Genomic DNA, 19,092 nt, shown 5'->3' with positions numbered 1-19,092 from the left:
AAATGACCAAGATATTAGTGATTGAGAATGAAGAATCCATCCGAGAAAATATCGTAGAACTTTTAGAAATAGAAGAGTTTGAAACCTTATCCGCCGAGAATGGAAAAATCGGTTTAGCAATTGCCCAAAGCACTCATCCCGATTTAATCTTATGTGATGTGATGATGCCAGAACTCGATGGCTATGGGGTAATAGAAGCATTGCGGAAAGAACCAGAAACCATGATGATTCCGTTTATTTTCCTAACCGCAAAAGCTGATAAATTGGATTTAAGGAAAGGAATGGAATTAGGGGCTGATGATTATTTAACTAAACCTTTTACCCCCTCGGAATTGTTAAAAGCAATTTCGACTCGACTGGAAAAACAAGCGGTTGTTCAAAAAGCATCTCAACAACAATTACAGGAACTTCGCAGCAATATTACCCATTCTCTTCCCCATGAATTAAGAACCCCTCTGAATGGAATTCTCGCTTCAACGGAATTTCTACTCCATGAATTAGACTTTATGGATACCCAGGAAATTCGGGAAATGGTCGAGCAGATTTCTTTATCCGGTCAACGCTTATATCGGTTGATCATGAATTTTCTCCTCTATGCTGAATTAGAACTGATTGCCACCGAACCCAAACGAATTGCTGCCTTACGTCAGTATAAAACGGCATCTTCCAAAGACACCATTACTGAACAAGTCATGAGTCAGGTTCAAGAAGCAAAACGGGAGGCAGATTTATCTCTGAATTTGCAAGATGTTCCCATCGCTATGGCAGAAATGAGGTTGAAAAAACTGGTAGAAGAATTAGTTGATAATGCCTTAAAGTTTTCCAATCCAGGAGAACCGATTGAAATTAATGGATGTGTTAAAGACCGTCAATTTGTTTTATCGGTTAAAAACACCGGACGAGAAATGAATCCTCAACAAATTGCTCAAATTGGTGCCCATATGCAGTTTGAACGCAAACTCTATGAACAACAAGGCTCCGGCTTAGGATTAGCCATCGTCCAAAAACTCATCGAACTCCACCAAGGTCAACTGCTCATAGAAACTCCTACCCCCAACCAAACCCTCGTGACTCTTTATTTACCCCTAATTACTGACCCCTGACCCCTGACCCCTGACCCCTAACTTCCCCCCGTCCCCCCGTCCCCCCGTCCCCTTATCCCCCTTCCCCCCGTCCCTCTCCTCCTCATGGCCCTGAAATGGAACTTAATGGTTTACCGTCTTACATCCCAACGCTGAATCAACTTTTGGATAAAGCGCCTCTGAGTGTCAGTCCTGAGATGCCTGTGTTAGAGGTACTCAGACAGATGAATGATAACCCCTACTATCCAGCCAGTTATGTTGTGGTGCAACAACAGAATCAGTTAGTCGGGATATTTACTGAACGAGATGTCATCCACTTGATCAGTTCTAGCCAACCCTTGGCTGAGATCAAGATGCAACAGGTGATGACAACGGAAGTCGTAATTTTAAAACAAGCAGAATATCGAGATATTTATCATACTATTTCCCTATTGCGGGAACATCAGATTCGCCATCTACCGGTTGTTGATGACCAAGGACAATTGCAAGGGGTGATTACGGGAGAAACCCTGCGCCAAATGTTGCAACCGATTAATTTGTTGCGGTTGCGTTCCGTTGCTGAAGTGATGACAACTCCCGTAATTCAGGCTTTTCCCTCCACCCCGGTGTTAGACGTAGCCAAACTTTTAGCCCAGCATCAAATTAGTTGTCTAGTTGTTGTTGAAGAGCGTCCTCCTCAGTTTCCCATCAACAGCAGTCCGATCACAATTCCGGTCGGTTTAATTACAGAACGGGATTTGCTGCGGTTTCAAAGCCAAAACCAAGATATTTCCGGTTTAACCGCCCTTGAAATGATGAATCAACCTTTGTTGACGATTCATCAACATGATAATTTATGGCGGGCCAATCAGCAAATGCAGAAACATCGGGTGCGCCGCTTAGTGGTGACCGGAAATCAAGGAGAATTATTAGGAATTATTACCCAGAGCAATTTATTGCGTTTATTTGACCCGGCAGAATTGAATGAAATTGTTACATTTTTACAACAAAAAGTTCAGGGTTTAGAAGTCCAAAAACAACAACTCCTCGATGAACAAGAGCAGATCATTGAACAACGGGTACAACAACGGCTGCGAGAACTTCAACACCCCCCAGAAACTGAAAAACAAACAGAAGTCGAATTACAAAAAGCCCACCAACAGTTAACCTTTCATGTTGAAAATTCTCCTTTAGCCGTGATTGAATGGGATGAACAATTTCGCCTCAAACGCTGGTCGCCCCAAGCTGAAAAAATCTTTGGTTGGAAGGCTGAAGAAATCCTACATCGCCATTGGAATCAGTGGGAATTTGTATATCCAGAAGATTTAGAACAGGTGAATGCGCTTGCGTCGCAGTTACTCAACGGTGAGGAAAGTCGGAATATCTGTTGTAATCGGAACTATACCAAAGACGGTACTTTGGTGTACTGTGAATGGTATAACTCCGTTTTAAAAAACGAATCTGGACAAGTTATTTCTCTTTTATCACTGGTACAGGATGTCTCTGTCCGGCAAACGGCCCAAGGAGAACTTAAACGTCGTGCCCGACAACAACAGGTAATTGCAGAATTAGGTCAATATGCTCTTTGTCAAACCAACTTAGATACTTTATTACAAAAGGTTGTGATCCTCGTTGGACAGACTTTAGGGATTAAATATGTTCAAATTTGGGAATTACTCGCTAACGAGAGTACCTTTTTGTTAACCGCAGGATTAGGGTGGCGTTCAGGTTCGGTGGGGCGAATCACCGTTGGTCAGGGTCGCAAGTCCCAACCCGGTTATACCTTATTATTAAAAGAACCGATTATTGTTGAGGATTTACGAGTCGAAAGTCGCTTTAGTGGTTGTGCCTTTTTTTATAATCATAATATTGTCAGTGGCGTTACCGTTCTGATTTCGGGGAAAGAAAAGCCCTTTGGAGTATTAGGAATTCATACTGAGGAAGAACGTCGGTTTACTTCAGATGAAATTAATTTTTTACAAGCGATTGCTAATATTATTGCGTCTTGCGTCGAGCGACAACAAGCTGAAGAAGAATTAAATCGCTTTTTTAATCTTTCCTTAGACATTTTTTGTATTGCCACAACCCAAGGATTTTTTAAACGAGTTAATCCTCGAATGTTGAGTTTATTAGGATATACAGAAACTGAACTTTTAGGACAATCGTTTTTAGGTTTAATTCATCCTGATGATTGGGCCAATACTCTATTAGAATTGGAAAATTTATCATTAGGAATTCCTAGCCATAATTTTGAGAATCGATATCAATGTAAAAATGGTTCTTATCGATGGTTATCTTGGACAGCGATGCCCTTTGATGAAACCCAATATTATGCTGTTGCACGAGATGTTAGCGAAAACAAACGCACTGAAGCCGCGTTACGCAAGAGTGAAAAACGCTATGCCACGTTAGCAGAAGTATCTCCGGTGGGAATTTTTCACTGCGATATTGAGGGGAATTGTTTGTATGTTAATCAACGTTGGTGTGAAATTGCGGGACTGACCCCGGAAGAAGCATTAGGACAGGGTTGGACTCAGGCCATTCACCCAGAAGATCAAGCCCATGTGAAGGAAGAATGGCAGCGACTAAGGACAGATTCGGGTCAAATCCGAGAGACATCTTTACAAAAAATTCAGTTTTGTTGTGAATATCGGCTTCAGCGTCAAGATGGTCAAATGACTTGGGTTTATGGTCAAGCCGTGGAAGAATTAAATGATCAAGGTGAAATCATTGGTTATGTAGGAACGATTACAGATATTAGTGGTCGAAAACAAGCCGAAGCTGAGTTAAAAACCCTCAATGAAGAGTTAGAAGTTCGAGTCGCTGACCGCACCACAGAACTCAGTTTCATGAATGAAAAATTACATCGCCAAGTTGTAGAATTACAGGAAATAGAATCACAATTAGAAGATAAAGCTTATCAACAAGCGATCATTGCTGAATTAGGTCAAAAAGCTCTTTCAGAAATGAATTTGGTGTCCCTAATTAATGAAATTGTGGTTCAAATTGCTAAAGATTTAAACGTTGAATATTGCAAAGTTTTAGAATATAATTTAGAAGGAGGATTTCTGACCTTAGCCGTTTGGGACGAACCGACTCAACATTATACCCTTCTCAGTCATGAACCCCTGATTTTCAACCCCCCGATAATTCATCAATTCCCTGATTTTCAGGATGAACTAAAATTTAATGTCTCCCAACAGCAACTTGATTTAGAGGAAAATGATCTAAATCATGACAACTTTACGCTTTTAAATCAAGGAATCTGTATTCCGATTATGGGGCAAAATTATCATGATTTAGGACGGGTAGAAATTTATGGGAAAAAACTACAACTGTTTAGTGAAGATGATGTTAATTTCTTGCAAAGTGTAGCCAATATTCTAGCAACGGCAATTGAACGAAAACAAGCTGAAGAAGTGATTCGCCAGAGTGAACAACTTTATCGTTTAATGGCTGATCATTCAACGGATTTAATTAGCCGCCATACCCCCCAAGGTGTTTATCTTTATGCGTCCCCCGCCTCTCGTTCTTTGTTGGGTTATGAACCAGAAGAGTTAGTCGGACGTTCAGCTTATGAATTATTCCATCCTGAAGATTTAGCCAAAATCAATCGCCCTCATCAAAGTTCTATTGAAACAGCCGATATTAATACTATCGTTTACCGAATTTTGCGGAAAGATCAAGACTATGTATGGTTTGAAACTACCCAAAAAAAGGTACGAGATCAAACAGGAAACATTCAAGAAATTGTTGCCATATCCCGTGATATCACGGATCGGAAACAAACGGAAGAAGCGTTACGGTTTAGTGAAGAACGATTTAAAATTACCCTCAAAAATTCCCCTATTGTTGTATTTAATCAAGATTTAGAATTACGCTACACTTGGATTTATAATCCGGCGGGTGGATATGCACCCGAAGCCGTGATTGGTCGATTAGATAGTGATATTTTCCCTCCAGAAAATGCCGTTAAGCTGATCCAACTTAAACAACAAGTTTTAAATACAAAAGTGGGGTTGAGAGAAGAGGTGATTACAAATCTTCATAATCAAGATATTCAATGCTATGATTTAACCATTGATCCGCTCTTAGATTTAGAAGGAAATATTATTGGAATTACCGGAGCAGCTTTAGATATTACCGATCGCAAAAAAGCCGAATTAGAATTGCAAGAAAGTCAACGGTTTATTCAACGGATTACGGATGCTAGTCCTAATATTTTATATATTTATGATTTAATGGAAAAGCACACTATTTATGTCAATCATGAAATTACTAAAGTCTTAGGATATACGCGAGAAGCCATTTTAGAAATGGGTTCAACTGTACTCCCGGATCTGGTTCATTCCGAGGATTATGCTCAACTAGAAATTTATCATCAAAAATTGGCAACGGCGACTGAAGATGAGATTTTTGAGTTTGAATACCGGATGAAAGATATTCAGGGAAATTGGCATTGGTTAGTCAGCCGAGATACCATTTTTGCTCGAACATCCGATGGAAAACCAAAACACATCCTAGGCGCCGCAACGGATATTACAGAACGAAAACGGGTAGAAGAAAAATTACGACTCAGTGAACGAGCGATCGCCTATAGTAGTAATGGCATTGTGATTGCGGATGCTCGACAACAGGATTATCCGATTGTTTTTGTTAACCCAGCTTTTGAAAAAGTGACGGGATATTCGGCTCAAGAAGCGATTGGTAAAAATAGCCGTTTTCTCCAAGGTAAGGATCGTCGCCAATCGGAGTTAAAGCAAATTAAAAAAGCGTTAGAACAGAAAAAAAATTGTAATGTTGTCTTGAAAAATTACCGTAAAGATGGCTCGTTATTTTGGAATGAATTGAATATTTCTCCCATTTATGATGAGGCGGGAAATCTTACCCATTATTTAGAAATTCAGAATGATATTACTGAAAGTAAATTAGCTGAAGAACGTTTAGGTCAACAAGTCATCCGAGAACGATTAATTGCCACCATTACCCAACGGATTCGAGAATCTTTAGATCTGAAATCTATTTTATCAACGATGGTGACGGAAGTTAAACAGTTTCTGAAAGCAGATCGAGTTTTAGTATATCGAATTTATCCCGACAGTACAGGAACTGTGATTGCGGAAGATGTTAATCCAGAGTGGAGTTCCATTTTAGAACAAACTTTTTCTGAAGAAATCTTTCCCTCAGAATGTTATCCAAGTTATATTAACGGGAAAATTGCCTCCATTGCTAATATTAAAGAAAATAAGATTTTACCGTGTTTAGTTAAATTTTTAGAGCAATTTCAAGTTCAAGCTAAACTCGCCGTTCCCATTATTGAAAATGAAACTCTATGGGGTTTATTAATTACCCATCAATGCAGCCAACCTCGACAATGGGAAGAATGGGAAATTTCCCTTCTGCAACAAATTACCAGTCAACTTGCTATTGCCATTCAACAATCGGAATTATATGAACAATTACAAACAGAATTAAAAGAACGTTCTCTGGCGCAACAAGCTTTATTGGTCAGTCAAGAACGATTACAATATTTATTATCTTCTAGCCCTGGAATTATTTATAGTTCCAAAGCGAAGGGAGACTATGAAGCTACTTTTATTAGTGATAATATTAAAACCCTTTTAGGATACAATGTCTCGGAATTTACTCAACCTGGCTTTTGGTTAAACCATATTCATCCAGAAGATATTAACAAACTGATCAATCAAGACTTATCAGTCTTATTTGAGCAAGGATATGCAAGTTATGAATATCGGTTTAAACATCAGGATGGCACTTACCATTGGATGTATGATCAAGCTAAATTAATTCGAGATGGGGAAGGAAATGCTTTAGAAATTGTTGGCTATTGGATAGATATTAGCGATCGCAAACAAGCCGAAGAACGCCTCAAAGCTACCAATGAACAATTACAAGCGGTATTAGATGCAGTTCCAGGGTTTGTGTCTTGGATTAGTTCTGATTTACATTATTTAGGCGTTAACCGACATTTAGCCAATACCTATCAGTTACAACCGGAAGACTTTGTAGGTCAAGAAATTGGATTTATTCAGGGAAGTCATGAATTTGCCCAGTTTATGGAACAATTCATGTGTGAACCTTATCTTAAAACCAGTGAGGTTACTTTAGAAACTCGAATTCAAGATGCGACTCGCTATTATTTATTAGTAGCCCAAAAATATGATCAAGATCAAGCTGCAATTTTTATCGGAATTGATATTACAGAACGCAAAAGAATTGAAGAACAATTATGGGCAACAACCTCCCGATTAAGTACCTTAATTGAAAATTTACAGTTAGGGGTTTTAGTTAAGGATGAATGTTACAAAATTGTCTTAACAAATCAAGCCTTTTGTAATTTATTTAAGATTCACGAATCCCCCGAAAAACTCATCGGAATGGATGGCTCTACCTTCGCCTTTGAATATCAAAATATTTTTAGCGACCCAGCACAATTTATTATCCGAAATCAAGAGGTGATGCGAAGAAAAAGAGTGGTTGTTAATGAAGAACTTTCTTTAGTTGATGGGCGCACCCTTGAACGAGATTATGTTCCGATTATGATTCAAGGAGCGTCTCAAGGTCATTTATGGATGTATCGAGATATTACAGAACGGAAAAAAGCTGAAGATACTCTGGTGACATCGTTACGCGAAAAAGAAGTTTTACTTAAAGAAATTCACCACCGGGTTAAAAATAACTTGCTGGTAGTTTCTAATCTTTTAGAATTTCAATCAGATTATGTTCAGCAGCCGGAATTGATTAAGGTTTTAGAAGATAGTCGAAATCGAATTTATTCAATGGCTTTAATTCATGAAAAACTCTATCGTTCAACGAATTTAGAAAAAATTAGTTTTGGAGATTATTTAGAAGATTTAATAGATAATTTATTTGAATCCTATAATATTCAAGATAGTCGAGTTCAGTTTGAACTGGATATTGAACCTGTTGGTTTAAATATTGAAACCGCACAACCCTGTGGTTTAATTGTAAATGAACTGGTATCTAATACCTTAAAACACGCTTTTCCCAATGGTCGAGCAGGAATTGTTTATCTGGGACTCCATCAAAATGAAGAGGATAAAATTAGTGTCACCGTTCGAGATAATGGCATTGGTTTTCCTGAAGGAGTAGACTTTAGAAATGTCGAATCCTTGGGAATGGAATTGGTTTGTACCCTCACTGACCAACTGGAAGGAACGATTACCCTTGATCGGGAAAATGGAACCCAATTTACTGTGAGTTTTTCTGAACTCCAATATCGACATCGGTTATAGTCGAGAATCAAAAATAGTCATTCTGCGCGTGAGGGTTTTGATCCGGTATTACGAACATTAATTAATTTGTTGAGAAGATCGAACCAAAAGGACGATCCCATTGAAATTGCGATCGCGGTTAATCCCCATCCCGTCATGGCTTTCAGGACATTAAAAGTAAATAAGTTTTCTCCTGAATTAAACTGTTGATTTACGTTCGAGTTACCCCATCCTAAAGGTAAAGAGGAAAAGTCAAATAAATAGGAATAAAGAAAATTTTCGGTTAAATCTTGACAAGATTCTGGAGCATCGGGTTGAGATTTTAAACAATTTTTCAGGGGAAAATTAGCATCTTGAGTTAAAACAATATTAATCGTTTGGCTGAGATTTTCTTGTAAAACAGGTTCTTGAAATAAACGATTAGCAATATTTAAGGTATCTGCATTTAATCCAACTGATGCAATTAACCCAATGAAAAGAGTTATCAATTTAACTTTCCGTTTATAAACCCCTGATGCTCGAACCATTGATTGTTCAAACCAATCACTAATGGCTTTTTCTAAGGGTTCAATTTCTGCGGGATCTCTGGCTTCATGACTTGCTTTAACCGCTAAGATTTTGAATAATTTAATTTGATCAGGATCAAAAAGCTGTTGAATCCCTTCAGAATCAATGGCTTTAATAAAATCTTCAATTGTAAAACTATTGAGCTTTGGTTGTACCCCAGACTGTTCTAAAATAACACTTATTAAGGTTAAAGCAAAGGTGGAACTAGGAATATAAGATGGGCCTAATGAGCGTTGATTTACTCGTTGTTTATAATCTTTCCACGATTTAATTAAAGGGTGTTGATAAAGTAATTCTGTAGCGGTATTTCCTAAAATCAGTTGAATAGAACGATATAAATTTTCCGCTCTCCAATCAAAGAGAGAACTCGCTAAAAATTCTTGGATTTCTGAGGTAAATAAACTCAAAAGTAGATAAATAAAAAATAAGCCAATCGCCACATTCAGCGTTGAGGGAATAGTCATGAGTTGCGGTTTAATATAAACTAACGGCTTTATCCAGTTTAATTTTAACTGATTATTTACCCGTAGTAAGCCCTTTAGGGCTACAATATTTAAAACGATCAAGAAAAAGCCCTTCAGGGCTTACTACTGAAATTATGTCTCAATCTAAACAATTACCTCGTTTAGCCATAACATTAGGTGATCCATCAGGAATTGGGCCAGAAGTGGTATTAAAAGCTTTAGCTGATCCGACGTTACATCAACACTGTGATCTAACGGTTATTGGAAGCGATCGCATTTTGCAACAAACCTACAAACAGTTACAAAATCAAGGATTTTCTTCCTCAAACCCCAATCGGTTTACAGTGATAAATTTAGAGCCTGATCCGACTTTACCTCCCTTACAAATAGGAGTAGGAAACCTCACCAGTGGGGCGATTAGTTTTCAATATTTAGATACAGCCATTACTCGAACATTACAAGGAGAATTTGATGGAATTATAACAGGGCCAATTGCTAAAAATTTATGGAATTTAGCGGGTTATAATTATCCCGGTCAAACGGAATTTTTAGCCGAAAAAGCCAAAGTTAAACGCTTTGGAATGTTATTTGTCGCCCGATCTCCCTATACAGGCTGGACATTAAGAACGTTATTAGCCACAACTCATATTCCCCTCTCTCAAGTTTCCTCAACTTTAACCCCAGAATTAATGAGTTTAAAATTAGAGTTACTTGTGGATTGTTTACGTCATGAATTTGGATTAGAAAATCCCCGCATTGCTGTGGCTGGATTAAACCCCCATAGTGGAGAAGAAGGACAGCTAGGAACAGAAGAAAAAGACTGGTTAATTCCTTGGTTAAATCAACAACGCGATCGCTATCCTTATATTCAATTAGACGGCCCTATTCCCCCGGATACCATGTGGGTTAAACCGGGTCAAGCTTGGTTTAATTTAGGAAAAAATGCCCATGATGGTTATTTAGCATTATATCATGATCAAGGGCTAATTCCTGTTAAATTAATGGCATTTGATCGGGCGGTTAATACAACAATTGGTTTACCTTTTATCCGAACTTCTCCTGATCACGGTACAGCCTTTGATATTGCGGGAAAAGGAATTGCAGATGCGTCTAGTATGAAAGCTGCAATTGATTTCAGCATAGAATTAGTTAATAATCGTATAAAGAATTAATTGAGATGTCACAATCCAATGCTCAACCCTCTATTCTCTGGTTTCAGTTAATCGGATTATCCTTAGTTCAAGGCGCAATTACCTTAACTTGGTTACTCTATCGATTATATGTTCCTCAACTCTTAACTACCTTTGGATTTCCAGGTTTATTCCCAACTATTTTAGTCATTGAAAATGCGTTAGGAGTCATCATTGAACCCTTAGCTGGAAATTTCTCAGATTGTCAACGACAATGGATGGGAACCCGGTTTCCTTTCATTAGTTTAGGGGTGATTTTAGCTTCGGGTTTATTTATTGCTATTCCCAGTTTTTATATTTTCGGTCAATCTCTGAATTCTTTGCATTGGATATTCCCAATTTTATTAATTTTATGGGCTGTTGCAATGGCTTTATTTAGAAGTCCTGTTACCGCTTTATTAGGTCAATACGCCATAGAAACAAAACTCCCTCAAGCTATGAGTATTTTAATTTTTATCGGGGGTATTGTGGGGGCTATTCGTCCCATTTCAAGTGAATTTATTTTGAGTTTAGGTTCAGGGGTAACGTTTACAGTCGGGTCTTTAGTTTTATTAGGTTCAGTCGCAGTTTTAAGATATTTTAATCCCGATTTAAGCGTTATTCCTCAGTCAGAACAACCCCATCAAGAATTATATTTAAAAAACTTAGTGTTTATTGCCTCATTAGGATTATTCGGGGCGTGGGGAACTCGGTTTATCTTAGGAGAAATTTTTCCTCAAGTGATCAAAAATTCAGGAGGAAATGTCAAATGGATGATGTTTACTGGATTAATTCTTCTAGCCTTTGCATCTATTCCGGCTGGATTGATAGCCGTTAAAATTGGCAATACAAAAGCAACATTAATCGGATTAATCGCCACATCTATTTTATTAATTCCCCTTTCATTCTTCTCCCATTCTATCCTATTCCTATTCCTATTATTCCTGATTGCGAGTTATAGTTTAGTTGCTAATGGTATTATTCCCATTGCTTTTTCCTTAGTCCCCCCTCATAAAGCAGGGTTAGGAATCGGAGTTTATTTTGCAGCCTTTTCTTTAGCTATGAGTGGATATGATTTTATCGTAAAACAACCCGGAACAGTTAATTTATTCATCAGTTCTGGTTTGGGAATCATCGCTTTTTTAATGATCGCTATTTTAATCAACTTTATCCCTAAATTAACGACTTCTACCAGCACAAGCTAAATCTTAATTTATGTCAACCTTAACCCTATCCTCAGAACAAATTCAAGCTTTATTTACCCATGCAGAACAAACCTATCCTGTGGAATGCTGCGGATTATTAATGGGAAAAATTAATCAAAATCATGATAAAATTGTAGTGGAGATTATTCCCACCGAAAATGCTTGGAATTCGGAAACCGCCCCAGCATTTGAAGCAGTAGAAACCACTGATCAACCTGTCACCTCTGAACGTCGGTTTACAATTTCTCCTCAACAAATGATTCAAGCCCAAAAACAAGGACGCGATCGCAATCTTGTTATCATAGGAATCTATCATTCCCATCCCGATCATCCAGCTATTCCCTCAGAATTTGATCGAGTTTGTGCGTGGTCAGACTATTCTTATATTATTATTTCCGTCGAAAAAGGAAAAGCAACCGACCTGCAAAACTGGAGTTTAGATGAATATCAACAGTTTCAAGTTGAAGAATTGATAAGACATTAACCCATTTTCCCTCCTAGGACATACAATATATAGTTTTGACGACCCAAACCCGTAAAAGGGACGGTTATATTTTTTGTCGAAATTGCTATGCTAAATCCAAATCTGGATGAAATCCAGTTAACGAAAGACGACTACGAACGTTACTCCCGCCATCTGATTTTGCCAGAAGTTGCTCTGGAAGGTCAGAAACGCTTGAAGGCGGCGAGTGTGTTGTGCATTGGAACTGGGGGACTGGGTTCGCCATTACTCCTGTATTTGGCGGCGGCGGGAATTGGACGCATCGGAATTGTGGATTTTGATGTGGTTGACCATTCCAACCTACAACGCCAAATTATTCATGGGACGTCCTGGGTGGGGAAACCCAAAATTGAATCAGCGAAAAACCGGATTTTGGAGATTAACCCCGCTTGTCAAGTTGACCTCTACAACACCCGCCTGAGTTCAGAAAATGCCCTTGACCTGCTGCGACCCTATGATGTGATTGTAGATGGAACTGACAATTTCCCAACCCGCTATCTGGTCAATGACGCCTGTGTGTTACTGGACAAACCCAACGTCTACGGGTCAATTTTCCGGTTTGAAGGTCAGGCGACGGTGTTTAACTATGAAGGTGGCCCCAACTACCGCGATTTATACCCCGAACCCCCACCACCAGGGATGGTTCCCTCCTGTGCAGAAGGTGGCGTTTTAGGAATTTTACCCGGAATGATTGGCGTGATTCAAGCCACAGAAACCGTCAAAATTATTTTAGGGAAAGGTCGAACCTTAAGCGGACGGTTGTTATTATATAACTCCTTAGATATGACGTTTCGGGAGTTAAAATTACGTCCTAATCCTGAACGTCCCATTATTGAAAAATTAATTGATTACGAACAATTCTGCGGAATTCCCCAAGCAAAAGAACAGGAGGCAAAACAAAAAATGGATATTCCTGAAATGACGGTTCAGGAACTTAAGCAATTAATCGATAGTGGTGCGAAGGATTTCGTATTAATTGATGTCCGTAATCCCCATGAGTATGAAATTGCTCAAATTCCGGGGTCAGTGTTAATTCCTTTACCGGATATTGAACAAGGAAAAGGCATTGAACAAGTCAAAGAACAGTTAAATGGTCATCGTTTAATTGCCCATTGTAAATCAGGAATGCGGTCTGGAAAAGCGTTAGGAATTCTCAAAGAAGCAGGCATTGAAGGCACTAACGTTAAAGGCGGAATTCTGGCTTGGAGTCGAGAAATTGATTCTTCGGTTCCTGAATATTAAATCAAGGGAACTACCCCAGGATTCAAAACTAATTTTTAAGTGGGTGATGTGTACTAACAAACAACCCACTTTTTTTATATAACAAATTTTTTCTACAAACAACTTTTTAAACGATTGGATAGTTCTTGAATCCAACCGCCTCCCCAAGCATTCATCATCCCATCTGATAATACCGGACGCAGAGGTAAATGTCCTTTTGGTGCTGATTTCAGATCAAAAATCGGTTGAGTTCCTGTCCATCCCACCGCTTTTTCAAACTTCAAAGAATCTTCATAACTTTTCCCTTTTAAGTTTTGCCAAATTTGAGCTTGTACACTTAAACCAAATCGTCCTTGACTATATTTAACCCACAATTGATCAATTTTTTTTAAAGATTGACAGGATAATTTTCGGGTATCCGTCGCTATTAAATAAGTCTGTTCTCTTTTTCCAGCGAGGTCTAAAATTCCCAAAGAAGTTAAACGATTTGCCTCCTTCCAATTTCCCGACGCTAAAGCCGTTTCTAAGGGAGATAATGATGTTGGATTAGAAGCTAAACAGGTATTAACTCGGTTATAAAAGGCAGGAAGATAAGTATAATTTCGTTCTTCCTGTAAATACATGGCATCAATACTGCAACTCCCACAGCCTAAACCGATTTCATTAATTAAAGACATGACTCTTTCCTGAGATATTCCAGGCCAAGGTAAATGACCAACCGGAGCATTGGGTGTAAAATTAACTTCAGATTCCATTACCCAAGTTGAAGCAAACCATTTCTCTTGAAGCTCTGTTTCGGTTAAGGGTTTTGGTCTAACCCAACCCATTTTTTTACCAAAAAATTCAATACTAGACCGATCTTTTGGCGATAACTTTTGCCATTGTTGCTGTTGAATACTAAACCCAAACTGATTATTACTGGCTTGTTTCCACAGGGTATCAATCGCTTTTAAACTCTCACAGGGAATTTGATTCACTTCAGGTTTAGCATAAACATCCCCTTTCGGAAAAATCCACTGTTGAATTAAGCGACGAGTTTCTATATCAGAAGCTTTCCAATTCCCAGATTTTAACTGTTGTTGTAAAGGTGTTAAATCTGTAGCAGAGGGAGATTGGGTTTGAGCCAATACCGGAGAAGTCATCCCCATCATCAAGGATGAAACTACAGCAATTACAGCGATAAACTGATTAAATTTGTACATAAATCAGGGAGTTATATTGAGAAGAAGCTTAGTCAAATTGTTCGTTAATGTCCAAGATAATTCAGGATAATTTTTAATTCAATTTCTATTTCATATTTTGAAATAACCAATAATCTTTATATTCTGATAAAATAAATTCAATTGCATCCTCTAGTTTAACGTCTAAATCATGGTTTTGAATATCCACAATCATTTGATAAAATAGTTCAAATAAAAGTCGATCCTCTTGATGCCAAATAATCAATTTTCCGGTGCGAGAGTGTTGAAGTCGTTCTAATTCTAATAAGCTTTTTTGACCGCTAATGGGATAATCGGTTTCATCTCGACATAAAATAAACTTAAAATTGGGTTTTAAACCCAGTAACTCATTCCAATTTTTCAACCGATGGAAAAAGGGAGATCCCCCTAAATGTAAAAATCCGACTACAAAACTATGAGTTTGGGTCTGAATCACTAAATGTTCAGGAATCACCCGTTTCCCCAACTTTAAGACATCTACACTCAAGGGAGAAATCACTAACATTAACCCTTCTAAAAGCGTCATCAATTTTCCTAAATCATCACTATCAGTAATAATTCTAGGTTTAGATAATGTCCCCTCTAAACAAATGCGTTGTTCTTTAAAGTAATTTCTCAATTGTCGCTGAACTGGAGATTCTAAGAAAGGGGTAAATCCAAATAACTCCGAATTAAATATTTCTGATTTTTCTGGATAATTTCGAGTAATAAACTCACTCATTTGACCCATTGCTTGTTTGATTGTTTCCAGTTCCGCTTCTAACTGTTGTAATCTTCGCTCAACCTCTGTTTCATCCGGGGTAGAAAGGGGAATAAGTTGATGTTTAGGGAGGGGAATTCCATCAACTTTATAGCGATAATAATCCGCCGCCACATTTAAGACTGTCCGAATCGAAAGATGATTTAAAATGGCGGTAACTTCATCAGGTTCAAATAAATCATCAACGGTAATATCTAAAAATTGGATTTTTAAATTTAATAACTGTTTTAGTTCGGGATTAGAAGGACGATTTAGAAACACTTGAGATTGAGACACCCGATCAATAATTGATCCATCAAAAACTGCTTTAAATTGTTGCCAGCGATCGGGAAATAAGTTTAAAATAATTAAACTATTAGGAACATGGGTAAAAATCTCTTTAACGGCTGATCCAAAAGCGTGTAATAACCGTTCATTGTGCTTTAGTCCTAACCCCTCTAACTGATCAAACACAATCATTAACGGTTGATCTAATAACGATAAACACCCTAACACCTTTAACGCCTCTAAAGAAGCTTCCTCCCGACTCAATTCATCTTCCCAAGATGGTAATCCTACCCGATCTAATTCCTCTTGGGGTAAATTATTCATCGCCAACCATTGGGTAATAATTTGACGGCGGTTAAAGTCAGTATAGCCACAAAATTTCACAATTCCTTGTAAAAATTTAGGGGCGTAACCGGCGGCGGAAAAGTTATTATTCCACCATTCTAAGGCTCGTTTTTCAATATGTTGCCAAAACTCCCGTTTTGTTTTGGTTTCCGCCTGGGATAAATCGGTAAACAGCTTTAAATTTCCACCTTGAATCAGTTGTAAAATTTTCTCATCTTTCTGAGTTCTAGCCGTAAAGTAAGTGTCTGTAGATTTAATAATTTCTGCAAAACTATTCGCCAATAAATATTCAAGCTGAGTGTGAATACTATTAGGAACAATTTGGATCAAGGATTCTAAAATTCGACTATAGGTATGGAATAAAACCGTATCGGGGTTATTAGGTTGACGAATAAATAATAAACGGTTTTTGGTTAATAAATCCTTGGCTAATCGCATCATCAGGTGAGTTTTTCCCGACCCAGGTTCCCCAATGACAACCGCCCCTTTGGTTTGATGATTAGGGTCTAATTTAATATCGCCCAAAATGGCTTTTAAGCGATCGCATTCTTCCGCAAAAATACCCCTAAAATCGGGATGATCCTGAAACGGTGTATCCACCCGACTACTTCCAAAGGGATTCGGTTGAGTTTTTAATTCAGTTTTCAAATATTCATTGACAATATGTTTATAAAGTTGATAGGTAAATAAGGCATCATATTTCGCCCGATGAGCCGCATCTCGAATAAAAAATTGACCATCTAATTTTAACCTTAAATGCTTACTTAAAGCTTCTAAAGAATGACTATTTAGTTGAGGTAAATACCGTTGTGCTAATTCAAAACTACACTGAAAATCTAATTGAGGTGCTGCAATTCCTACGGCTTTAAAGGTATTTCTCAATACCTCAATATCATGTTGAGCATAATGACAGATAATTAATTGAGATTGAGCGATTTCAACAAATTCTTTTAAAATCTGCTTTAACGGTTTAGTCCGATGGGGAATTCTCGGACTGTGAGAATGATTTTCTGCAAAAGCTTCATAAATTAATTCACCTTGATAATTAACAATGGCTAATTCTCTTAAAATCGGTTGTCCTTCCGTATCAATAACAATAAAATCTTTTGTCGTTTTCATAAGACTTGAATACAATAAACTTGTTGAAGAACGAGAACCCGATGATCAAGATCACGGGATACCCTCGATATCTCTCACACACTTCTATGTTTATTGTCACTCAGAATGAACGTTATTATCACACAATTTTAGAGATATGCGTTCCTGATATCACTGGGAAAATACGGAATAATTGAATCATCAACTTAATGATCCTGATTTTTTCAACCCTTACGGATTCGGAGAACGATTATGAAATGTCCTAAACCTCTTCGTTCTAACCCCTATAGCAGCTACCGTGACCCCAAAACGGGACGATGGTTGATTGTTAAACCCCTGGAAACTTCGGTTAAAATGGGTTAAGGTGAATCCGTTGGGGTCGATACCTCTACGGGTTCTGCAAACAACCTGAACCGTTTAGAAGTTAAATCATCGTGACTCACAAACAAGTTTTAATTTGGTATCGCAATGATTTAAGGGTTCATGATCATGAACCGTTATCCGCCGCATTAAACTTAAACGCAGAGATTATTCCTGTCTATTGTTTTGATCCCCGACAATTCGGTCAAACTTCCTATGGATTCCCCAAAACCGGAGCATTTCGCGCTCAATTTTTATTAGAAAGTGTAGAAGATTTACGTCAATCCTTACAACAGTTAGGAAGCGATTTAATCATCCGCAAAGGGAAGCCAGAAACTATTATTCCTGAATTAGTCAAAACCTTAAATATTGATGCTGTTTATTATTATCAAGAAGCTACATCGGAAGAATTGAGAGTAGAACATCGATTAAAAACGGCATTAAATTCTTTAGGAGTTGATCTCAAATCCTATTGGGGTGCAACTCTTTATTCAATCCCAGATTTACCTTTTTCTATTGCTGAAATCCCTGAAGTTTTTACTCAATTTAGAAAAAAAGTAGAGAATCACTGTATAGTTAATCCTCCTTTTCCTTCTCCTGAAAAATTACCACCGTTACCCAAACTAGAATTAGGAACATTACCGACCCTTCAAGATTTAGGTTTAGAACCCCCTGTTGTTGATTTTCGTGCAGTTTTAACGTTTAAAGGGGGAGAAACCGCCGGATTAAAACGGTTAAATGATTATATTTGGCAACAGGATTGTCTTAAAAACTATAAAGAAACGCGGAATGGAATGTTAGGCGCAAATTATTCTTCTAAATTTTCTGCTTGGTTAGCATTAGGGTGTTTATCGCCTCGATTTATTGATAATAATGTTAAAAATTACGAACAACAACGAATTAAAAATGACTCGACTTACTGGTTAATTTTTGAATTATTATGGCGAGATTATTTTAGATTAATTGCCTTAAAACATGGTAATAAAATTTTTTATTCTGAAGGGTTACGAGGGCTTTCTATTCCTTGGAAAGAAGATTTACAACTGTTTCAATGCTGGACAAGGGGAATGACCGGGTTTCCTTTAATTGATGCTAATATGCGAGAATTAGCTTTAACTGGATTTATGTCAAACCGAGGACGGCAAAATGTCGCCAGTTTCTTGACTAAAAATTTAGGAATCCATTGGAAAATGGGAGCAGAATGGTTTGAATCTCTGTTAATTGATTATGATGTTTGTAGTAATTGGGGAAACTGGAATTATACCGCCGGAGTTGGAAACGATGCGCGAGGATTCCGATATTTTAATATTTTAAAACAATCTAAAGATTATGATCCAAACGGAGATTATGTTAAACATTGGCTACCTGAATTAAGCAATTTACCCCCCTCAAAAGTCCATGAACCTTGGTCTTTACTTCCCGTTGAACAAAAACGCTTTGGAGTGATTTTAGATGTTGATTATCCTCAGCCTATTGTTAATTTAGAAAAGTCCGTTAAAGTTAATCAATCCATTTATAGCAGGGAACAGGGAACAGGGAACAGGGAACAGAGATAATACTTCTAGGTGTTTCATGTCAGATGTAAATTATTACAATA

The 19,092-nt window shown here is 37.8% G+C and carries 10 protein-coding genes; 7 read left to right on the top strand and 3 right to left on the bottom strand.

Translation table 11 applies throughout. From position 1 onward, the window contains the following. Positions 1-2 precede the first annotated feature (2 nt). Both H6G57_RS21210 and H6G57_RS21205 read left to right on the top strand, forming a co-directional pair. Complete coding sequence (locus tag H6G57_RS21210; RefSeq protein ID WP_190522141.1) at positions 3-1,103, top strand: response regulator; 1,101 nt, start codon at positions 3-5, stop codon at positions 1,101-1,103. A 95-nt stretch (positions 1,104-1,198) separates the two neighbouring features. Further along, positions 1,199-8,338 carry a PAS domain S-box protein gene (locus tag H6G57_RS21205; RefSeq protein WP_190522139.1) on the top strand — a complete coding sequence of 2,380 codons (7,140 nt, stop codon included), beginning with the start codon at positions 1,199-1,201 and terminating at the stop codon, positions 8,336-8,338. Between the two features lie 17 nt (positions 8,339-8,355). Here the strand turns inward: H6G57_RS21205 and H6G57_RS21200 are convergent, their stop codons facing one another. Beyond that, on the bottom strand, positions 8,356-9,348 hold the full coding sequence (locus H6G57_RS21200; RefSeq protein WP_190522137.1) for a hypothetical protein: 993 nt from the start codon (positions 9,346-9,348) through the stop codon (positions 8,356-8,358). A 134-nt stretch (positions 9,349-9,482) separates the two neighbouring features. Here H6G57_RS21200 and pdxA point away from each other — a divergent pair, with 134 nt between their 5' ends. The 4 genes from pdxA (at position 9,483) to moeB (ending at position 13,466) form a co-directional block, all read left to right on the top strand. Continuing rightward, entirely contained in the window at positions 9,483-10,520 is a 1,038-nt protein-coding gene (gene pdxA / locus H6G57_RS21195; RefSeq protein WP_190522135.1) for a 4-hydroxythreonine-4-phosphate dehydrogenase PdxA, read from the top strand. A 5-nt stretch (positions 10,521-10,525) separates the two neighbouring features. Then, complete coding sequence (locus tag H6G57_RS21190; RefSeq protein ID WP_190522133.1) at positions 10,526-11,722, top strand: MFS transporter; 1,197 nt, start codon at positions 10,526-10,528, stop codon at positions 11,720-11,722. 10 nt (positions 11,723-11,732) lie between these two features. Beyond that, entirely contained in the window at positions 11,733-12,206 is a 474-nt protein-coding gene (locus H6G57_RS21185; RefSeq protein ID WP_190522131.1) for a Mov34/MPN/PAD-1 family protein, read from the top strand. Positions 12,207-12,293: 87 nt separating this feature from the next. Further along, entirely contained in the window at positions 12,294-13,466 is a 1,173-nt protein-coding gene (gene moeB, locus H6G57_RS21180; RefSeq protein ID WP_190522129.1) for a molybdopterin-synthase adenylyltransferase MoeB, read from the top strand. 92 nt (positions 13,467-13,558) lie between these two features. On the opposite strand, the gene H6G57_RS21175 is transcribed toward moeB, so the two are convergent. After that, positions 13,559-14,647 carry a GUN4 domain-containing protein gene (locus H6G57_RS21175; RefSeq protein WP_190522127.1) on the bottom strand — a complete coding sequence of 363 codons (1,089 nt, stop codon included), beginning with the start codon at positions 14,645-14,647 and terminating at the stop codon, positions 13,559-13,561. A gap of 85 nt (positions 14,648-14,732) precedes the next feature. After that, complete coding sequence (locus H6G57_RS21170) at positions 14,733-17,156, bottom strand: exonuclease domain-containing protein (protein ID WP_190522125.1); 2,424 nt, start codon at positions 17,154-17,156, stop codon at positions 14,733-14,735. A gap of 407 nt (positions 17,157-17,563) precedes the next feature. On the opposite strand from H6G57_RS21170, the gene H6G57_RS21165 reads away from it, so the two are divergent. Next, positions 17,564-19,051, top strand: a complete 1,488-nt coding sequence (locus H6G57_RS21165) for a DASH family cryptochrome (protein ID WP_375539543.1) — start codon at positions 17,564-17,566, stop codon at positions 19,049-19,051. Positions 19,052-19,092 lie beyond the last annotated feature (41 nt).

Origin of the sequence: Planktothrix sp. FACHB-1365, assembly GCF_014697575.1 — a bacterium.
Lineage (GTDB): Bacteria > Cyanobacteriota > Cyanobacteriia > Cyanobacteriales > Microcoleaceae > Planktothrix.
Note: the sequence above shows the minus strand (reverse complement) of the source record. Positions and strands in the feature narration are given on the sequence as shown.

Excerpts from the sequence above, each read along its gene's own strand:
- H6G57_RS21210 (WP_190522141.1), top strand. The coding sequence starts at position 3 with ATGACCAAGATATTAGTGATTGAGAATGAAGAATCCATCCGAGAAAAT.
- H6G57_RS21205 (WP_190522139.1), top strand. The coding sequence starts at position 1,199 with ATGGAACTTAATGGTTTACCGTCTTACATCCCAACGCTGAATCAACTT.
- H6G57_RS21200 (WP_190522137.1), bottom strand. The coding sequence starts at position 9,348 with ATGACTATTCCCTCAACGCTGAATGTGGCGATTGGCTTATTTTTTATT.
- pdxA (WP_190522135.1), top strand. The coding sequence starts at position 9,483 with ATGTCTCAATCTAAACAATTACCTCGTTTAGCCATAACATTAGGTGAT.
- H6G57_RS21190 (WP_190522133.1), top strand. The coding sequence starts at position 10,526 with ATGTCACAATCCAATGCTCAACCCTCTATTCTCTGGTTTCAGTTAATC.
- H6G57_RS21185 (WP_190522131.1), top strand. The coding sequence starts at position 11,733 with ATGTCAACCTTAACCCTATCCTCAGAACAAATTCAAGCTTTATTTACC.
- moeB (WP_190522129.1), top strand. The coding sequence starts at position 12,294 with ATGCTAAATCCAAATCTGGATGAAATCCAGTTAACGAAAGACGACTAC.
- H6G57_RS21175 (WP_190522127.1), bottom strand. The coding sequence starts at position 14,647 with ATGTACAAATTTAATCAGTTTATCGCTGTAATTGCTGTAGTTTCATCC.
- H6G57_RS21170 (WP_190522125.1), bottom strand. The coding sequence starts at position 17,156 with ATGAAAACGACAAAAGATTTTATTGTTATTGATACGGAAGGACAACCG.